Source organism: Streptomyces sp. NPDC002018, from assembly GCF_042890865.1.
In the GTDB taxonomy this organism is placed as follows: Bacteria; Actinomycetota; Actinomycetes; order Streptomycetales; family Streptomycetaceae; genus Streptomyces.
Genome location: NZ_JBIASO010000003.1, coordinates 405,476 through 424,047 on the forward strand (window position 1 = coordinate 405,476; position 18,572 = coordinate 424,047).

15 protein-coding genes are annotated in these 18,572 nt (G+C 69.6%); 13 read left to right on the top strand and 2 right to left on the bottom strand.

The genetic code is table 11. The features are described 5' to 3' along the window. Nucleotides 1–37: 37 nt before the first annotated feature. From rplU to ACFYYH_RS07385, 10 genes are all read left to right on the top strand, one after another. Nucleotides 38–358 carry a 50S ribosomal protein L21 gene (gene rplU, locus ACFYYH_RS07340; RefSeq protein ID WP_046498608.1) on the top strand — a complete coding sequence of 107 codons (321 nt, stop codon included), beginning with the start codon at nt 38–40 and terminating at the stop codon, nt 356–358. A gap of 14 nt (nt 359–372) precedes the next feature. Further along, on the top strand, nt 373–630 hold the full coding sequence (gene rpmA / locus ACFYYH_RS07345) for a 50S ribosomal protein L27 (protein WP_388547088.1): 258 nt from the start codon (nt 373–375) through the stop codon (nt 628–630). Nucleotides 631–749: 119 nt separating this feature from the next. Beyond that, nucleotides 750–2,186 carry a GTPase ObgE gene (gene obgE, locus ACFYYH_RS07350; protein WP_388547091.1) on the top strand — a complete coding sequence of 479 codons (1,437 nt, stop codon included), beginning with the start codon at nt 750–752 and terminating at the stop codon, nt 2,184–2,186. Between the two features lie 395 nt (nt 2,187–2,581). Beyond that, entirely contained in the window at nt 2,582–4,087 is a 1,506-nt protein-coding gene (locus ACFYYH_RS07355) for an SDR family NAD(P)-dependent oxidoreductase (RefSeq protein WP_388547094.1), read from the top strand. 224 nt (nt 4,088–4,311) lie between these two features. Continuing rightward, nucleotides 4,312–6,324, top strand: a complete 2,013-nt coding sequence (locus tag ACFYYH_RS07360) for a hypothetical protein (RefSeq protein WP_388547096.1) — start codon at nt 4,312–4,314, stop codon at nt 6,322–6,324. Nucleotides 6,325–6,553: 229 nt separating this feature from the next. Next, entirely contained in the window at nt 6,554–7,732 is a 1,179-nt protein-coding gene (locus ACFYYH_RS07365; RefSeq protein WP_388547099.1) for a glycosyltransferase family 2 protein, read from the top strand. A 266-nt stretch (nt 7,733–7,998) separates the two neighbouring features. Continuing rightward, complete coding sequence (locus ACFYYH_RS07370; RefSeq protein ID WP_388547102.1) at nt 7,999–9,066, top strand: glucose-1-phosphate thymidylyltransferase; 1,068 nt, start codon at nt 7,999–8,001, stop codon at nt 9,064–9,066. Continuing rightward, entirely contained in the window at nt 9,063–10,049 is a 987-nt protein-coding gene (gene rfbB / locus ACFYYH_RS07375) for a dTDP-glucose 4,6-dehydratase (protein WP_388547105.1), read from the top strand. Before ACFYYH_RS07370 ends, rfbB begins: the two co-directional genes overlap by 4 nt. After that, a complete protein-coding gene (gene rfbD / locus ACFYYH_RS07380; RefSeq protein WP_388547108.1) occupies nt 10,046–10,948 on the top strand; it encodes a dTDP-4-dehydrorhamnose reductase in 903 nt (300 codons plus the stop codon). The genes rfbB and rfbD overlap by 4 nt, the downstream gene beginning before the upstream one ends. A gap of 81 nt (nt 10,949–11,029) precedes the next feature. Beyond that, on the top strand, nt 11,030–11,824 hold the full coding sequence (locus ACFYYH_RS07385) for a class I SAM-dependent methyltransferase (RefSeq protein WP_388547111.1): 795 nt from the start codon (nt 11,030–11,032) through the stop codon (nt 11,822–11,824). Nucleotides 11,825–11,949: 125 nt separating this feature from the next. Here ACFYYH_RS07385 and rfbC read toward each other — a convergent pair whose 3' ends face one another. Together rfbC and ACFYYH_RS07395 are read right to left on the bottom strand one after the other, a co-directional pair. Then, nucleotides 11,950–12,549, bottom strand: coding sequence for a dTDP-4-dehydrorhamnose 3,5-epimerase (gene rfbC, locus ACFYYH_RS07390; RefSeq protein ID WP_388547114.1), 600 nt, complete (start codon nt 12,547–12,549; stop codon nt 11,950–11,952). A 118-nt stretch (nt 12,550–12,667) separates the two neighbouring features. Next, entirely contained in the window at nt 12,668–14,683 is a 2,016-nt protein-coding gene (locus tag ACFYYH_RS07395; protein ID WP_388547117.1) for a glycosyltransferase family 2 protein, read from the bottom strand. Nucleotides 14,684–15,256: 573 nt separating this feature from the next. Here ACFYYH_RS07395 and proB point away from each other — a divergent pair. The 3 genes from proB to ACFYYH_RS07410 all read left to right on the top strand — a co-directional run bounded on the left by proB (nt 15,257) and on the right by ACFYYH_RS07410 (nt 18,456). After that, nucleotides 15,257–16,363: a glutamate 5-kinase gene (gene proB, locus ACFYYH_RS07400; protein WP_388547281.1), complete on the top strand. Its 1,107-nt coding sequence runs from the start codon at nt 15,257–15,259 to the stop codon at nt 16,361–16,363. 144 nt (nt 16,364–16,507) lie between these two features. Further along, nucleotides 16,508–17,023: a hypothetical protein gene (locus ACFYYH_RS07405; protein ID WP_388547119.1), complete on the top strand. Its 516-nt coding sequence runs from the start codon at nt 16,508–16,510 to the stop codon at nt 17,021–17,023. A 149-nt stretch (nt 17,024–17,172) separates the two neighbouring features. Continuing rightward, complete coding sequence (locus tag ACFYYH_RS07410; RefSeq protein WP_388547122.1) at nt 17,173–18,456, top strand: glutamate-5-semialdehyde dehydrogenase; 1,284 nt, start codon at nt 17,173–17,175, stop codon at nt 18,454–18,456. Nucleotides 18,457–18,572 lie beyond the last annotated feature (116 nt).

The window sequence follows — 18,572 nt, forward strand, 5'->3', positions numbered from 1 at the left end:
CATCAGGGGTTCCGTTCCGAGCGAGAGTGAGATCCGCGTGTACGCCATCGTGCGCAGCGGTGGTCGCCAGCACAAGGTTGCTGTCGGCGACATCGTTGAGGTTGACAAGATTTCCACCGCCAAGGTCGGCGACACAGTGGAGCTCAGGACCCTGCTCGTGGTCGACGGCGACGCCGTGACCAGCGACCCGTGGGTGCTGGACGGCATCAAGGTCACGGCCGAGGTCGTGGACCACCACAAGGGCGCGAAGATCGACATCCTTCGCTACAAGAACAAGACCGGCTACCGCCGTCGCCAGGGTCACCGTCAGCAGTACACGGCGATCAAGGTCACCGGTATCCCCGCGGCTGCGAAGTAAGGGACTGAGGAGACATGGCACACAAGAAGGGCGCATCGTCCACTCGGAACGGGCGCGACTCGAATGCTCAGCGGCTCGGCGTGAAGCGCTTCGGCGGTCAGGTCGTCAACGCCGGTGAGATCCTCGTCCGCCAGCGCGGCACGCACTTCCACCCGGGCTCCGGCGTCGGCCGCGGCGGCGACGACACGCTGTTCGCGCTGAACGCCGGCGCGGTGGAGTTCGGCACCAGCCGTGGCCGCAAGGTCGTGAACATCGTTCCGGTCGCCCAGTAATCAGGCACCCGTAGAGCGGTTTTCCTCGCGAGGGCGGACCTCACTTCCCGGCCGGGAAGCGGGTCCGCCCTTCGCTTGTTCCACAGAAGACATTTCCGTATGTACTGGAGGCAACCCCCATGACCACCTTCGTGGACCGCGTCGAGCTGCATGTCGCCGCGGGTAACGGAGGCCACGGCTGCGCCTCCGTACACCGTGAGAAGTTCAAGCCGCTGGGCGGCCCCGACGGCGGCAACGGCGGCCGCGGGGGCGATGTCATCCTGGTCGTCGACCAGTCGGTGACGACCCTGCTGGACTATCACCACTCGCCGCACCGCAAGGCCACCAACGGCAAGCCCGGCGAGGGCGGCAACCGCTCGGGCAAGGACGGCCAGGACCTGGTCCTGCCGGTGCCCGACGGCACGGTCGTCCTGGACAAGCACGGCACGGTCCTCGCCGACCTGGTCGGCGAGGGCACCACCTATGTGGCCGCCGAGGGCGGCCGTGGCGGCCTCGGCAACGCCGCGCTGGCCTCGGCCCGCCGCAAGGCTCCCGGCTTCGCGCTGCTCGGTGAGCCCGGCCGCGCCGGTGATGTGGTGCTGGAGCTCAAGACGGTCGCCGATGTGGCGCTCGTGGGGTACCCGAGCGCCGGCAAGTCCTCGCTGATCTCGGTGCTCTCGGCGGCCAAGCCGAAGATCGCGGACTACCCGTTCACCACCCTGGTGCCCAATCTGGGCGTGGTCACGGCGGGATCGACCGTCTACACCATCGCGGACGTCCCCGGACTGATCCCCGGCGCCAGCCAGGGCCGTGGTCTGGGGCTGGAGTTCCTGCGCCATGTCGAGCGCTGCTCCGTGCTCGTCCATGTGCTGGACACGGCCACCCTGGAGTCCGACCGTGACCCGCTCACCGACCTCGATGTGATCGAGGAGGAGCTGAAGCAGTACGGCGGCCTGGGCGACCGGCCGCGGGTCGTCGTCCTCAACAAGATCGACATCCCGGACGGCCTGGATCTCGCCGAGATGATCCGGCCCGATCTCGAACAGCGCGGCTACCGGGTCTTCGAGGCCTCGGCCGTGGCCCGTACGGGGCTCAAGGAGCTGTCCTTCGCGCTCGCGGAGGTTGTCGCCAAGGCCCGTGCCGACCGGCCGAAGGAGGAGGCGACCCGGATCGTCATCCGGCCGAAGGCCGTCGACGACGCGGGGTTCACCGTCACCCTGGAGGACGACGGGATCTACCGGGTGCGCGGCGAGAAGCCGGAGCGCTGGGTGCGTCAGACCGACTTCAACAACGACGAGGCCGTGGGCTATCTGGCGGACCGGCTGAACCGTCTCGGTGTCGAGGACGCGCTGATGAAGGCCGGGGCGCGGGCGGGCGACGGGGTCGCCATCGGGGCCGAGGACGACGCGGTCGTCTTCGACTGGGAGCCCACGATGATGGCGGGCGCGGAGATGCTCGGCCGCCGTGGTGAGGACCACCGGCTCGAAGCGCCGCGTCCGGCCGCGCAGCGGCGCAGGGACCGGGACGCGGAGCGGGACGAGGCACAGCAGGAGTACGACGAGTTCGAGCCCTTCTAGGCGTTGTCGGGCCGGGATTTCCAGGTCCTGCCGGGCCCGGGACCCGCACCGGAACCGGCATCCGGCTCGCGCGGGGCCGGGCGGAACGGTTCACCGAGGGGCGGTCACGGCGTTCTGCCGTGACCGCCCCTTCGCTGTCCGTGCGCGGTGTCGCGGTCGGTGACGGGCGGGTCGCGGTCCGTACGCTCTCATGTGGGACGGGCCCCGCTCCGAAGTGAATCTTGTGTGGTGTCCTTCACGTCCGGCGCCCGGCGCGGTACCTCAGGTGTACTAGTGTTCCCAGGTGAATCAGGGGTTGCGTGCCGATGTCGCTGGGCTGTGGTCCACCTTGCAACAGGATTGCCGTGGGTGGGACCATCGCCTCATCCTCTGAGCCCGCAAGGTAGGTCAGTTCTGTGTCTGCAACTTCCGTGCCGCCCGCGAAGCCCCGTACCACCGCTGTCGTCCTGGCGGGCGGCACCGGTCAGCGTGTGGGCCTGTCGATCCCGAAGCAGTTGCTGAAGATCGCGGGGAAGGCGGTCATCGAGCACACACTGTCGATCTTCGAGCGCAGCGACTCGATCGACGATGTGATCGTGCTGATGGCCCCGGGCTATGTGCCCGACGTGGAGAAGATCGTCGCGAAGGCCGGACTGACCAAGGTCAGCCGGGTCATCGAGGGCGGCGCGACACGGAACGAGACCACCGAGCGCGCCATCGCGCTCCTGGGTGAGGGTCTGGCGGAGGGGGAGGACCGCAATGTCCTCTTCCACGACGCGGTGCGTCCCCTGCTGTCGCAGCATGTGATCAAGGACTGTGTGGACGCGCTGGAGCGCTACCAGGCCGTGGACGTGGCGATCCCGTCGGCGGACACGATCATCGTGACCCGTACGCACGGCGAGGACGGCGAGTTCATCACGGACGTGCCCGACCGCTCCCGGCTGCGTCGCGGCCAGACCCCGCAGGCGTTCAAGCTCTCCACCATCCGCAGGGCGTACGAGATCGCCGCGGGCGACCCCAACTTCCAGGCGACCGACGACTGTTCGGTGGTGCTGAAGTATCTGCCGGACGTGCCGATCCATGTCGTGGCGGGCGACGAGTTCAATATGAAGGTGACCCAGCCGGTCGATGTCTTCATCGCCGACAAGCTCTTCCAGCTCGCCTCCGCCGCCGCGCCCCAGCAGTCCTCCGACGACTCCTACCGTGAGCTGCTGGCCGGCAAGACGCTGGTCGTGTTCGGCGGCTCGTACGGGATCGGCGCGGACATCGCCCGGCTCGCGGAGGGCTTCGGCGCCACGGTGTACGCGCTGGGACGCTCCACGACCGGTACGCATGTCGAGAACCCGGAGCACGTCGACGACGCGCTCTCGCGCGCCTACGGCGAGACCGGCCGTATCGACTACGTGATCAACACCGCGGGCGTGCTGCGTATCGGCAAGCTGGCCGAGACGGACAACACGACCATTCAGGAAGCGCTGAACGTCAACTATCTCGCGCCGGTGCAGATCGCCCGCGCCTCGTACAAGTATCTGGCCGAGACCAAGGGCCAGCTTCTGCTCTACACCTCCAGCAGTTACACACGCGGCCGTGCCGAGTACAGCCTGTACTCGTCCACGAAGGCCGCCATGGTGAATCTGACCCAGGCCCTCTCCGACGAATGGGCGGGCGACGGGATCCGGGTCAATTGCGTGAATCCCGAGCGCACGGCCACCCCGATGCGCACCAAGGCGTTCGGCCAGGAGCCCGAGGGGTCGCTGCTCTCCTCCGAGGCCGTCGCCAGGACCTCGCTCGACGTCCTGCTCTCCGAGCTGACCGGCCATGTCATCGACGTACGCCAGCAGGACCCGACCCGCGGTGCCTCCGAGGCGTCCGACTTCGAGCAGGCGCTCGCCGCCGTACTGGATCGTCAGGGAGATGTGTAATAATTCCTGACAATCTCTGATCTGGGCCTCTGTGGTCGCCGCTGTGCGAATCACGGAGGCCCGAGTTCGTGAAGTCCCGTCTTCACAATTTCCTTGCAAGGTCAACAGCAGGCACGGTCTGGAGCAGGTTTTCCGTGATTTCGACAGCCATTCGCGTGGCCCGTGTGGGCAGCGGATCAGAGCTGGCAGCCGCACTACTCCTGGGAATCGCATTCCCGTGCGTCATGCTCGCCGCGATAATTCCCCATCTCTGGCTCTTCGCGGCGGCGGCCGCCGTGACCTATCTCGCGGACACCTTCCTGCACCGGCGCGGCAGCTATCTGGTGAACCGGCTGGCCAAGGTGCGCGCCGGTCTGTCGATCCGCTTCCTGATCCGGCAGATGCTGCTGGTGCTGCTGGTCGCGCGCTCGGGACTCGGTGAGGACCGGATCTTCTATGTGACCGTGGTCGCGGTGCTGGTGTTCTACGGGCTCCAGGCACCGCACGGCGCGATCGTCACCCTGCTCAGGCTGCGCCGCAGGCTGCCCGTGGTCACCCGCAACATCGATCTCGGTGCCCTCCGGATCCCGGACGCCCCGCCGCCGTGGCTGCTCAACCGCTCCGCCGAGAAGATGCTCCATCTGGACGTCTTCGCCATGGTGGGGGTGCTGATCACCCTCCAGACCCGGGACAACCTCTACGGCTTCGCGGGCCTCGGCCTCTCGCTGCTCCTCGCCGTCGGCTATATCGCGGCCCTGCTGCCGTATCTGCGCCCGAGCCGGCTCGTACCGTCCGCCGACAAGGTGCTGAAGGCGGTCGACGGCTGGCTGGCCGACTACCGGCCGACCGTGATGCTGTACTTCTCCGGCTCCAAGGAGTCCGCGTACCAGGTCAACATGTGGCTGGAGACGATGGACCAGATCGAGGGGCGCCCGCTGATCGTCCTGCGCGAGCGCGTCATAGCGCAGCAGCTCGCCCCGACGGCCGTGCCGGTGCTCTGTGTCCCCGGCGGGGTGCACCTCATGAACCTGGACCTGTCGACCGTGCGGGTCGCGCTGTACGCGGCCAACGTCGGCAAGAACATCCATATGCTGCGCGTCCCGACCATGCGCCATGTCTTCATCGGGCACGGCGACAGCGACAAGCTCGCCAGCGTCAATCCGTTCAGCAAGGCGTACGACGAGGTGTGGACCGCGGGCCGGGCCGGCCGCGACCGCTACGCGCTGGCCGACGTCGGGGTGCGGGACGAGGACATCGTCGAGGTGGGCCGTCCGCAGCTCGCCCCGATCGAGGCGGCGAGCGGCACCACCCGCAATCCCGTCCCGACGGTGCTGTACGCCCCCACCTGGGAGGGCTGGGACGACAACCCCGGCAACACCTCGCTGCTGCTGGCCGGCGAGAACATCGTGAAGAAGCTGCTGACGGCGGAGCCGCCCGTCCGGGTGCTGTACAAGCCGCACCCCTTCACCGGGACCCGCAGCGCCAAGGCGAAGGCCGTGCACGAGCGGATCGTGGCGCTGGTGGAGAAGGCCGCCGCCGAACGCGTCACCGATGCCCGCTGGGCGGAGCAGCGGGCGGCGCTGCGCGACGGACAGGGCGCGGCCCGGGTCGAGCTGGCCCGGATCGAGGCGCGGCTGTCCACGCTGTCCGGAGTGGCGGACGCGAGCAGGGACGAGGCGGAGGAGTCGCGCGACGCCAAGGCCGACCCGGCGCGGCAGGCGGAGCTGACACGGCTGCGGGACGAGTGGAACAGCGCGTACTGGCGCTCCTTCGGCTGGTGGGAGCACCGGGTCATCACCGGCGCCGAGCCGCGGCTGTACGACTGCTTCAACGAGTCGGACGCGATGGTCTCGGACATCTCCAGCGTGGTGTCGGACTTCATCGCCAGCGGCAAGCCGTACGCGGTCAGCGACTCGGCGGCTCTGGGCCCGGAGGAGTTCAAGCGGCAGAACACCGCCGTACGGGCCGCCGTGATCCTCTCCAACAGCGCGCGGGAGCTGGACCAGTTGCTCGCCGCGGTGGCCGATCCGTCGGCCGACCCGCTGGCGGCCGGCCGGCGTGAGCTGAAGCGGTATCTGCTGGGGCCCGACGAGCCGTCGTCGATCGAGCAGTTCAACGCGGCGGCGCACGCGCTGGCGGCGCGGGCCCAGGCGCGCAATGTGGCGGTGGAGCAGCGTCTCGGGGCGCCCGAGGAGGCCGCGGCGCCGGACGACTCCGCTCCCGAGAGCACGGATCTGGACTCCCCGGTACGGGGCTGAGTCCCCTAGGGCTCGCCAGGCCCGGCGGTGCGTCCTCGGACGCGCCGCCGGGCCTTTTCCGTAAGGGAGTTGATACGCCGTTACGGCGCGGCGGTCGCCCACTGTGACGCGCATCACGGATACTGAAGATCGTGACAAGACAACCAACATCCGATGCCGATTGTCTTGAATTCTGATGAACGAAATTCCAGTTCCTGACGTTAGCGTGATCGTCGGGGCGTATGAAGCGATGCCTTATCTGATTCGCTGCCTGGAATCGGTGGAGGCCCAGACGCTGGGGGCCGACCGAATCGAGATCGTCGCCATCGATGACGGCTCGACCGACGGCACGGGGGAGTATCTGGAGGAATTCGCGGCACGGACAGCCATCCCGACCAGGGTGGTGCGCCAGGCCAATTCGGGCGGTCCCAGCGGACCGCGCAATGTGGGTCTGGGACTGGCCAGAGGGCGCTATGTCTTCTTCCTCGACGCGGACGACTACTTCGGCGAGGAAGCGCTGGAGCGGATGGTCACGATGGCCGACCGCGCCGGTACGGATGTGGTGCTCGGCAAGGTCGTGGGGGTGAACAGGGGCGCTCCCGGCTCCATGTGGCACCGGACGGCCGAGCGCGTGGACATCTACAGCTCTCAGGTGATCTTCACGCTGAGCGCGCAGAAGCTCTTCCGGCGTGAGCTGCTCGAACGGCTCGGGCTGCGGTTCGACGAGACCTTCAAGACCGGGGAGGACGCGCTCTTCACCATGGAGGCGTACATCCGGGGCAGGGGTGTCTCGGTGATCGCCGACTACACCTGCTACTACCTCGTCGGCCGGGACGACGGCAAGCATGTGACCAAGAGCGGCAGCTACACGCTGCGGTTCGAGGCCGCGGGCGCTCTCATGGATCTGATCGCCGAACTGGTGCCGGCGGGACCGAAGCGCGACCGGCTGATGGTCAGACCGTTCACGGTCGGGCTGATCCAGCAGTTCGCGCACGGGCTCATGAAGCAGCCGGAGGAGATCCAGCGGCACAAGCTGGAACTGGCCGCGCCGCTGATGGCCCGTCACTGGACGCCCTCGGTGGCCCGCCGCATCAAGGTCGCCGAGCGGCTGCGGCTGGAGTGCGTGGCCCTGGGGCGGCTCGATCTGCTCCGCGACATGCTCGACTTCATCAAGGCGGAGACCAGACCCGAGGTGGTCCGCAGGGGCCGCGCCCGTACGCCGTATCTCGCCTTCCCGCACTTCGGGGACCGCGGGAGCGGTATCCCGGACGCCTCGTACGAGGTCACCGTGCCGGACTGGGTGGGCAGACCGGGCCTGGAGCGCATCGAGGCGCCCCGGGCCGCGCGCAGACGCAGATCACTGCTGCTCCGGGTGGCGCGGCGGGTGCGTACACAGCTCAGGACCCGGTACGCGCTGACGTCGTCCTAGCGGACAGGGCCTGGGTGCCTCCGTCGCGCCGGGCGCGCCGACCGGCCCGGGTGCGCTCCTCGGCCCGGGTGCGTCCGTCCGGGGGTGCGTCCGCCCCGGGAGCGCCCGCGCACACATGAGCCCCGGGGCGTACAACCGCACACCCCGGGGGGCCGGAATGGTTCGCTCAAGGTGTCCAACGACGGGCCGTGCCGGAAATCGTAGGTAAAATCATGCTGTCGGGCGACGCCCGGACAGCATCGGAATCTCAGCATGGGATAGGGAATGTGAAGGCTCTCGTACTGTCCGGCGGGGCAGGCACCCGTCTGCGGCCCATTACCCACACCTCCGCGAAACAGCTCGTGCCCGTTGCCAACAAGCCCGTGCTCTTCTACGGCCTCGAAGCCATCGCCGAGGCGGGCATCACCGAGGTCGGCGTCATCGTCGGCGACACCGCGGAGGAGATCCGCGAGGCGGTCGGCGACGGGTCCAAGTTCGGCATAAAGGTCACCTATCTCCAGCAGGACGCGCCGCTCGGACTGGCGCACGCGGTGCTCATCGCCCGTGACTTCCTCGGCGACGACGACTTCGTGATGTACCTCGGCGACAACTTCATCGTCGGCGGCATCAGCGGACTGGTCGACGGCTTCCGCGCGGAGCGCCCCGACGCGCAGATCCTGCTGACCAAGGTCCCCAACCCGACCTCGTTCGGGGTGGCCGAACTCGACTCCGAGGGCCGGGTGGTGGCCCTGGAGGAGAAGCCGAAGGAACCCAAGAGCGATCTCGCGCTCGTCGGTGTCTATCTGTTCACCCCGGCCGTCCACGAGGCCGTGCGCTCCATCGAGCCGTCCTGGCGGGGCGAGCTGGAGATCACCCATGCCATCCAGTGGCTGATCGACCAGCGTCGCGACGTCCGCTCCACGACCATCTCCGGGTACTGGAAGGACACCGGCAACGTCGCCGACATGCTGGAGGTCAACCGCTCGGTGCTGGAGACCGTCGAGCCGTCCCGCGACGGATCGGTCGACGAGGCGACGGAGATCATAGGGCGGGTCAGGATCGAGGCGGGCGCGCGGGTCACCCGCAGCCGGATCGTGGGTCCCGCGATCATCGGCGCGGGCACGGTGATCAGCGACGCCTACATCGGTCCCTTCACGTCGGTCTCCGAGGGCTGCCGGATCGAGGACAGCGAGATCGAGTACTCCATCGTCCTGCGGGGCTCCTCCCTCACCGGTGTGCGCCGGGTGGAGGCGTCGCTGATCGGCCGTGATGTCGAGATCACCCCCGCTCCCCGCAACCCGTCCGCCCACCGACTCGTCCTCGGCGACCACAGCAAGGTGCAGATCTCTTCATGACCCACAGGATTCTCGTGACCGGCGGTGCCGGTTTCATCGGCTCGCACTACGTCCGTACGGTGCTGGGGCCCCAGGGCCCCGGCGACGTCGAACTGACGGTGCTGGACAAGCTCACCTACGCGGGCAATCCGGCCAACCTCGACGAGGTCCGGGGCCATCCCGGATTCGCCTTCGTCCAGGGCGACATCTGCGACGCGGAGCTGGTCGCCAAGCTGATGGCCGAGCACGACCAGGTGGTGCACTTCGCCGCCGAGTCGCACGTCGACCGCTCCATCGACGGCGGCGCCGAGTTCGTCCGGACGAATGTGGTGGGCACCCACACCCTGATCGACGCGGCGCACCGCGCGGGTGTGAAGACCTTCGTGCACATCTCCACCGACGAGGTCTACGGCTCGATCGACGAGGGCTCCTGGCCGGAGACCCATCCGCTGGAGCCCAACTCGCCCTACTCGTCGGCCAAGGCGTCCAGCGATCTGATCGCTCTCTCCTACCACCGCACCCATGGCCTCGATGTGCGGGTGACCCGCTGCTCCAACAACTACGGGCACCACCACTTCCCCGAGAAGGTCATCCCTCTCTTCATCACCAATCTGCTGGACGGCAAGAAGGTCCCGCTGTACGGCGACGGCGGGAACATCCGTGACTGGCTGCACATCGACGACCATGTGCGGGGCATCGAACTGGTCCGTACGAAGGGCCGGGCCGGCGAGGTCTACAACATCGGCGGCGGTACGGAGCTGTCCAACAAGGAGCTGACCGGGCTGCTGCTGGAGGCCTGCGGAGCCGACTGGGACACCAGCGTCGAGTACGTCACCGACCGCAAGGGCCACGACCGCCGCTACAGCGTCGACTGCGCCAAGATCCGTACGGAGCTGGGGTACGAGCCCCGTAAGGACTTCGCCACGGGCCTCGCGGAGACCGTGGCGTGGTACCGCGACAACCGCGCCTGGTGGGAGCCGCTGAAGGGGCGTGCGGCGCTGTGAGCGGCGGCTGGCTCGTCACCGGCGGCGGCGGGATGCTGGCCCAGGACCTGCTGGACCGGCTCGGGGCCGCGGGGGAGCGCGCGGTCGGCCTGGACCGTACCGCGCTGGACATCACCGATCCCGCCGCGGTGCGCGCGGCCCTGGCGGCGCACTCACCGGCCGTGGTGGTCAACTGCGCCGCCTGGACGGCCGTGGACGACGCCGAGGCCAGGGAGGCCGAGGCGCTCGCGGTCAACGGCACCGGCCCCCGGGTCCTCGCCGAGGCCTGCGCGGGGTCGGGCGCCGTCCTGCTCCAGGTCTCCACGGACTATGTCTTCGACGGGGAGGGGCGGACGCCGTACGGGGAGTACGACCCCACCGGCCCGCGCAGCGCCTACGGCCGCACCAAGCTGGCCGGGGAGCGCGCGGTGCTCGACACCCTCCCGGAGACCGGTTACGTGGTCCGTACGGCATGGCTGTACGGAGCGGGCGGCGGGAACTTCGTCCGTACGATGATCAAACTGGAGTCCGTCAAGGACACCCTGGACGTGGTGGACGACCAGCGCGGCCAGCCGACCTGGACCGCCGATCTCGCGGACCTGCTGGTGCGGCTCGGCGGGGCGGCGCTGGAAGGGGCGGCCGAGCCGGGGATCTACCACGGCACCAGCGGCGGTGAGACGACCTGGTTCGGCTTCACCCGGGAGATCTTCCGGCTGCTCGGCGCGGACCCGGAGCGGGTCCGTCCGACCACCAGTGCGGCCTTCGTACGGCCCGCGCCCCGGCCCGCGTACAGCGTGCTGGGACACGAGGGGTGGAAGCGGGCCGGGATCGACCCGATCAGGGACTGGCGCGCGGCGCTCGGAGAGGCATTTCCCGCCCTGGTGGCGGCGGAGCGCCAAACGGGTGTTACTGACCAGTAGATGTTTACGTACAACCTCTGGGCCCACTAAGTTCACTGAGAATCAATCCCCAGTTTTTGATTCTCAGTGAAGGGCCCTTACGTGGATCGCCACGGCTTCCTGCGCCAACTGCACCGTGTGTACAAACCCCGCAACTATCTGGAAATCGGGGTCAATGACGGGCGCAGCCTGGCACTGTCCCGGGTTCCGTCGGTGGCCGTCGACCCGGCGTTCCGGGTTGTCACGGACATCAGTTGTGATGTCCATCTGGTCAAGGCCACCAGTGACGACTTCTTCGCGCGCAAGGATCCTCTGATCCATCTGCGCAACGGCCGTAATCCGTTCCGTGCGCTGGCCCGCCGGGACCCGGTCAATCTTCTCGGCGGCGACCCGAAGCTGGAGCTGTCGTTCATCGACGGCATGCACCTGTTCGAGTTCGCGCTGCGCGACTTCATGAATGTGGAGAAGCACTCCCGCTGGTCCAGCGTGATCGTCCTGGACGACATGCTGCCGCGCGATGTCGACGAGGCGGCGCGTGACCGGCACACCAAGTTCTGGGCCGGCGACGTCTACAAGGTCGCCCAGGTGCTGCGGCGGTTCCGCCCCGATCTGCTGGTCGTCGATGTCGACACCGAGCCGACCGGGGTGGTGGCCATCTTCGGCGCGAACCCCGAGAGCACGGTGCTGAAGGACGCGTACGACAAGATCATCGAGGAGTATGTCGTACCGGACCCGCAGAACGTGCCCGACGAGGTGCTGGTCCGCAAGAACGCGGTGCGGCCCGAGGCGCTGCTCGGGGCCGGTTTCTGGCCGGCGCTGGCGCGGGCCCGTAATCTGCGCCGTCCCCGGTCGGCCTTCGCGCCGCTGCGCAAGCAGATCGAAGCGGTCTCCGGCTGACGCGCGCACCGCGGCCACCGGAGCCGCGGAGGAGTCATGGAAGAGGGGCCCGAGCGATCCAGGATCGCTCGGGCCCCTCTTCTGTGCCGTTCCTGTGCCGCTGTCCGTGGGTGGCAGGCGGCCGGTCAGCTCCGGGCGGCCAGCTCCGTGTAGTACGCCCGGCACTCCTCGTACGAGGGCAGCAGGCCCTGGGCCTCGGCCTCCGCGAGGGTCGGGGCCTGTGCGTCCCTGTCGGAGAGCAGCGGGGTGATGCCCTGGGGCCACTCGATGCCGAGCGCCGGGTCCAGCGGATTGATGCCGTGCTCACGCCCGGGGGCGTACCCCTCGGAGCAGAGATAGACCACCGTCGCGTCGTCCGTCAGCGCCATGAACGCGTGGCCGAGCCCCTCGGCGAGATAGACCGCGTGATGGTCCACATCGTCCAGCCGTACGGCCTCCCACTGACGGTACGTCGGGGAGCCCACGCGGATGTCCACGATGACATCGAGCACCGCGCCGCGCACACACTTCACATACTTGGCCTGGCCGGGAGGCACATCGGCGAAGTGGACACCGCGCAGCGTGCCACGGCTGGACACGGAGCAGTTGGCCTGGGCGAGACGCAGCGAGTGGCCGGCCGCCCCGGTGAAGTCGGAGGCCTTGAACCACTCGTGGAAGCTGCCACGGCTGTCCGGGAAGACCTTCGGTTCCTGCACCCAGGCGCCTTCGACGGAGAGCTGCCGCATGTGATCACGTCCTTGTTCTTGTCGCACGGTCTTGTCGCACGGTGTTCTGGTCGCACCGCGCGTATCGCTCGGGGAAGACGCGGGCGGGTCGGGCCGCGTCGGGGTCGGGGCCGGGGCCTCAGAAACGGGCCGCGAGACGGCGCACCCGCTTGCGTGCCGCGGAGGGGAGCCGCCGTACGATCGGCCCGCCCGCCGAGCGCAGCACCCGGCGCAGGGTCGCCCTGCGGCGCTGCACCGTGACCACCCGTACGAGCGCGGCGTCGACCACGGCCAGGTCGCTGTGGTCGAGCCTGATCCGGCCGCCGGCGCCCACGGGCACCTCGCAGAGCGGCAGTTCGGGACCCTTGGGGCCGTCCAGCCGCGCCGACAGCCGCGCCGGGCCGGCCGGCAGATCCGGCACGCGCGCCGGGACGGCGAGATGCGCCCGGCCGTGGTCGGGGCGCAGGGTGGCGGGCAGCGTACGGACGCTGCCGTCCGCGGCGGTCACGATCAGCTCGACTGCCCGGGAGCCGGACTTGGGGCCGGTGAACACATCGAGACGCAGCTCGGGCCGGCTGCCGGGCATCCGCCGCACCGGCCGGTCCGCCAGATAGGTGGCCAGCTTCTTGGCGCGGCCCGCGACATCGAGGGTGAGATTGCCGTGCGGGTCGGTGAAGTACGGAATGACGACGCGCGCGGGTGAACCGAGCACGGCGGGCAGGCACGCGGCGTCCACGCGCGGATCGCGGTCGGCGCCGAGCCGTGCCTTCCGTACGAGCCCGAGTCCGCGCAGCGGCACCCAGATGTCCCAGAAACCGCGGGAGACCCGGCCGCGCCCCTTGACCGCCTCGCTGGTGACATGGCCCCGGCCGCGCAGCACGACCTCGTACGTGTCGCCGTCCAGCTTCGCGATCTCGGAGGTGTAGTCGACGGGGCAGGCCCACTCGACGGCGGTCTCCCGGTTGCGCAGGGACAGTTCGCCCTTGAAGCCGTCCATGTCGTCGGTGACATCGAGGAGTTCACCGGCGGGCAGCAGCCCCTCGGTGATCCCCGGGTGCAGGAAGTACCGGTCGTCGCGGCGGACGAGACGCAGTGGTTCCTTGTTCTCGCCGTGGACCAGCCGGCCTGTCAGCGTGAGCGCGATCCTGCCGTCGGACTCCCAGGCGAAGTCCTCCAGGCGGGCGGCGCCCTTGATCGAGGAGGCGAGCCGGGCGAGCCTCATCAGCCCCTCGCGGTCGTCGGACCGCAGCAGGGTGGAGCGCAGCCGGGTCAGCGCGCCCAGCCCCTCGTGCACGGCGTCGTTCATGAAGTCGTCGGCGAGCGGGCGGATGGCGTCGCACATCTCCTCCAGGTACTCCGGGGTGAAGTTGAGCACACCCGGCTCGCTCAGCCGGCCGAGCATCTCGACCCGGTAGAAGCGGCGCAGCAACCGGTCCCGGAATTCACCCGGTTCGGTGTTGTCGACGACGACCTGGAGGACCTCGCGGAGGTTGCCGTAGTACCCGGACGGCACCAGCTTGGCCGAACCCGCGTTCTGTCCGTCGTCCCGCTTCGAGTAGTAGTAGCAGGTGTAATTCCCCAGGATCGAGACGACCTTCGCGGGGAAATACGACTGCATCATGTAGAGCTGGTCCTCGAGGCGCCGCTTTCCCTCGGGGTACGCGATGTTGTTCTCGCGGAGGAACTCCGTACGGAACATCTTGTGCGGAGTGAGGCTGTCGTAGAGCGGGGCATTGGTGAGATCGCACTTCTCGCGGTTCGTCCTGAACACGCCGTGCGGAACGCCGCGGAAATTGGACGCGACCTTGCCGATCACGATGTCCGAGCCGTTGCGGTGGCCCATCTCGTACAGCCGTCGCAGGGCGTCGGAGGCCAGGTGGTCGTCCTGGTCGACGAACTGGACGTACTCGCCCTTCGCCTCGGACACGCCGATGTTCCTGGGCTTCCCGGGCCAGCCGGAGTTGGGGATGTGGATCGCCCGGAAGTGCGGATGCTCCTCCGCCAGTTTGTCCAGCCGGCCGGGGGTGTCGTCGGTCGAACCGTCGTCGACGAACAGCACCTCGAAATCGGCCGCCGGCAGGGTCTGGGCCAGCAGTGAATCGATGCAGGGATCGATGTATTTACCGGGGTTGTAAACCGGAATGACGACGCTCACTTTTACTGGCATTGCTGGTGGCCCATCTCGTGTGTGATTGCCCGGCGTGCTACACGGGGGGAAGAGGCGCCGCCGTCGGTGAAGCGAGGGGCGCTGCCGACCGTCAGCCTATCCCCGCCCGGAGAGCGATGTTTCCCCACCGTTGTCACACCTGACAGACTGCTGTCACCGGCATCCGGTTGTGCGGGGGCGCGGATTGGGTCGTGAAAGCGGGTGCGCGCCCCCCGTCCCACCCACTGAAAAGACGCGCCGTCCCCGGGCGTGGCCCGCGTACGCTGACCGGTCGGGAGGCTCCCCGACGGTGAGCCCCCGACGGCGGGCGCGGCACGATGCGCGGCGAGAAGCGCAGTGAGAGCAGAGGCAGAGCACGTGGCAGCGGCACGGCAGGACGCGGCGGGGAAACGGGACGCGGCGGGACGGCCGGACCCGGGGGAGCGGACCGGCGCGGCGGGACGGCCCGAGCCGGTGCGGCGCCCGGACCCGGTGGACCGGCCGGAGCGGACGGGCCGGCCGGAACCGGCGGAGGCGTCGGTGCCGGCGGAGGTGCCGGAGCCGGCCGGGCGCGCCGAGGTGGTGGCGCGGGCCCGCAGGATCGTCGTCAAGGTCGGCTCGTCCTCGCTCACCACCGCCTCCGGCGGGCTCGACGCCGACCGTGTCGACGCCCTCGTCGATGTGCTCGCCCAGGTCAGGAGCGGCGGTGAGAAGGAGATCGTCCTGGTGTCCAGCGGCGCCATCGCCGCCGGACTCGCCCCGCTCGGACTGGTCCGCCGCCCCCGGGACCTGGCCCGCCAGCAGGCCGCGGCCAGCGTGGGGCAGGGACTGCTGGTCGCCCGGTACACCGCGTCCTTCGCCCGGTACGGCGTCCGGGTCGGGCAGGTGCTCCTCACCACGGACGACACCAGCCGCCGGGCCCACTACCGCAATGCCTACCGCACCCTCGACCAGTTGCTGGGCATGGGCGCCGTGCCCGTCGTCAACGAGAACGACACGGTCGCCACGGACGAGATCCGGTTCGGCGACAACGACCGGCTGGCCGCTCTCGTGGCCCATCTCGTCCGGGCCGATCTGCTCGTCCTGCTCTCGGACGTCGACGGGCTGTACGACGGCGACCCCAGCAGACCGGGCACCTCCCGGATCGCGGAGGTGCGCGGCCCCGCCGATCTGGCGGGTGTCTCCCTCGGCAGCGCGGGCAAGGCCGGTCTCGGCACCGGCGGCATGGTCACCAAGGTCGAGGCCGCCGCGATCGCCACCGCCGCCGGTGTCCCGGTGGTGCTGACCTCGGCGAGCCACGCCGCCGACGGGCTCGCGGGACGCGACACCGGTACGTACTTCCACCGCACGGGGCGCCGCTCGACGGGCCGGCTGCTCTGGCTCGCGCACGCCTCCACCCCGCAGGGCGCGCTGACCCTGGACGACGGCGCCGTACGGGCCGTCGTCCAGCGGCGCACCTCGCTGCTGCCGGCCGGAATCGCCTCCGTGGAGGGTGAGTTCAGCGCCGGGGACCCGGTCGAACTGCGGGACACCGAGGGCCGGGCCGTCGCCCGCGGGCTGGTCAACTTCGACGCCAAGGAGATCCCCCAGCTCCTCGGCCGCTCCACCCGTGAGCTGGCGCGTGAGCTGGGTCCCGCCTACGAGCGCGAGGTCGTACACAGGGATGATCTGGTCATCCTGCGTCCCTGACCTCGTTCCGGAAACGGCCGAAACCACTGCCTTTAACGGGGACCTTTACCAAAACCACCCCATGCCCCGCCCGGGACTGGTCAACTTTGTCTCAGGGGTACACGCGGGGGAACAGCACGACGACGCAACAACAGGAGGCCGCTGGTGAGACGAGCGCGCCCAGGGGCGGTGCCCCGAGGGACCGGGGGCAGCGCCCATGCCCGCCGGGCCATGGCGGAAGAACGGGCCCTGACCAGCGTCGAAGCGGGGGAAGACTTCGACGAGGAGCGACAGCGGGAGGCGGGATCGAGAAGGGACGCGCGCCGGGAGGGCCGTGCGGTGTCGAAGTTGTGGCACATCACGCTGAGCGTCTCGGGTGCCGAAACTCCGCTGACGGAGGTCCGCCGTGGCTTGGAACAGCTTGCCCACGACCATCCATTTCTGCTCACGAGCCGGTACGCGAACGACCACGCGGAGATCCGCTACTGGGAAGAGGCCAGGGATCTGCACGACGCCGCCGCGGTGGCCCTGCGCCTCTGGGGCGAGCACCGGTCGAGCGCGAAGCTGCCGCCGTGGGAGATCGTGGGTCTCGAAGTCATCGACCGTGAGACGTACCACCAGCGGATCGCGGAGGGGTACGGACCGCCCCCGGCGGCCCCCGTGGGCGTCCATCCCTTCTGAGACCGGCTCCGGCCCTTCCGCCTTCCGAGAACGACTCCGCCCAGCTCCGGCTTCCGGCCGGGGCCGGGCGGTCCGGCATCCCCCCCGGAAGTGTCTCGGAGTACGGAATAGGGGCGGAATGCCCGCAGGAGGCGCACTACCCTGCGGGCATGACCTCCCTCTCGCCGTACGACAACCTCTCCCCGGTCGCCAGGGCCGCCTACCGGTCCCGTGCCGCCGCCGGTGACCTCGCGCCGCTGCCGCGCGCGGCCAAGGACGACGCACTGCTGGCGATCGCGGACGCGCTGGAGGTCCGTACGCACGAGATCGTCACGGCCAACGCCGAGGACGTCACCCGTGCCCGGGAGGCGGGGACGAGCGAGGCGGTCGTCGACCGGCTCACCCTGACGCCGGAACGGGTGCGGGCCATCGCCGCGGACGTACGGGACGTGGCGGCGCTGCCCGACCCGGTCGGTGAGGTCGTCCGCGGTTCCACGCTGCCGAACGGCATCGACCTGCGTCAGGTGCGGGTGCCGCTCGGTGTGGTCGGGATCATCTACGAGGCGCGCCCCAATGTCACCGTGGACGCCGCCGCCCTCTGTCTGAAGTCCGGCAACGCCGTGCTGCTGCGGGGCTCGTCCTCGGCGCTCTCCTCCAACACCGCGCTCGTCCGGGTGCTGCGCGACGCCGTCGGCGGGGCGGGGCTGCCCGCCGACGCCGTCCAGCTCGTGCCGGGCGAGGGCCGGGACTCCGTGCAGGAGCTGATGCGGGCGCGCGGGCTGGTCGACGTGCTGATCCCGCGCGGCGGTGCCTCCCTGATCCGTACGGTCGTCGAGGGGTCCAGCGTGCCCGTCATCGAGACCGGCACCGGCAACTGCCATGTTTATGTGGACGCCGAGACCGATCTCGACATGGCCGTCGAGATCCTGATCAACTCCAAGGCGCAGCGGCCCAGTGTCTGCAACTCCGCCGAGACGCTGCTGGTCCACCAGGACATCGCGGCGGCCTTCCTGCCCCGCGCGCTGGACGCCCTCGCCGACGCCGGGGTCACGGTCCACGCCGACGAGCGGGTGCTGGCGTACGCGGAGGGGGCGAAGGCGAAGGTCGTGGCGGCCACCGCGGAGGACTGGGAGACCGAGTACCTCTCGTACGACATCGCCGCCGCCGTCGTGGACTCGCTGGACGCGGCCGTCGCCCATATCCGGCTCTGGTCGTCCGGCCATACGGAGGCGATCGTCACCACCTCGCAGGCGGCGGCCCGGCGATTCACCCAGTTGGTCGATTCCACGACCGTCGCCGTCAACGCGTCCACGCGGTTCACGGACGGGGGACAGTTCGGCTTCGGCGCCGAGATCGGGATCTCCACGCAGAAGCTGCACGCGCGGGGCCCCATGGGGCTGCCCGAGCTGACCTCGACGAAGTACATCGTCACCGGCGACGGCCATATCCGTTAGGTAGGGGCCCGTTCACGGACGGTGGACGGGCGGAAGGACCCCGCTGGCACGGGCGGGGGGCACTGTGAACGAAGCCGGGAGAGTTCGGACTCCGCCTGCCCAAAACGACCGCCCAG

What these genes read in the sequence shown, in the direction of transcription:
- obgE (WP_388547091.1), top strand. Translation starts at nt 750, where the DNA reads ATGACCACCTTCGTGGACCGCGTCGAGCTGCATGTCGCCGCGGGTAAC.
- ACFYYH_RS07410 (WP_388547122.1), top strand. Translation starts at nt 17,173, where the DNA reads ATGACCTCCCTCTCGCCGTACGACAACCTCTCCCCGGTCGCCAGGGCC.
- rfbC (WP_388547114.1), bottom strand. Translation starts at nt 12,549, where the DNA reads ATGCGGCAGCTCTCCGTCGAAGGCGCCTGGGTGCAGGAACCGAAGGTC.
- ACFYYH_RS07360 (WP_388547096.1), top strand. Translation starts at nt 4,312, where the DNA reads ATGCTCGCCGCGATAATTCCCCATCTCTGGCTCTTCGCGGCGGCGGCC.
- rpmA (WP_388547088.1), top strand. Translation starts at nt 373, where the DNA reads ATGGCACACAAGAAGGGCGCATCGTCCACTCGGAACGGGCGCGACTCG.
- rfbB (WP_388547105.1), top strand. Translation starts at nt 9,063, where the DNA reads ATGACCCACAGGATTCTCGTGACCGGCGGTGCCGGTTTCATCGGCTCG.
- ACFYYH_RS07365 (WP_388547099.1), top strand. Translation starts at nt 6,554, where the DNA reads ATGCCTTATCTGATTCGCTGCCTGGAATCGGTGGAGGCCCAGACGCTG.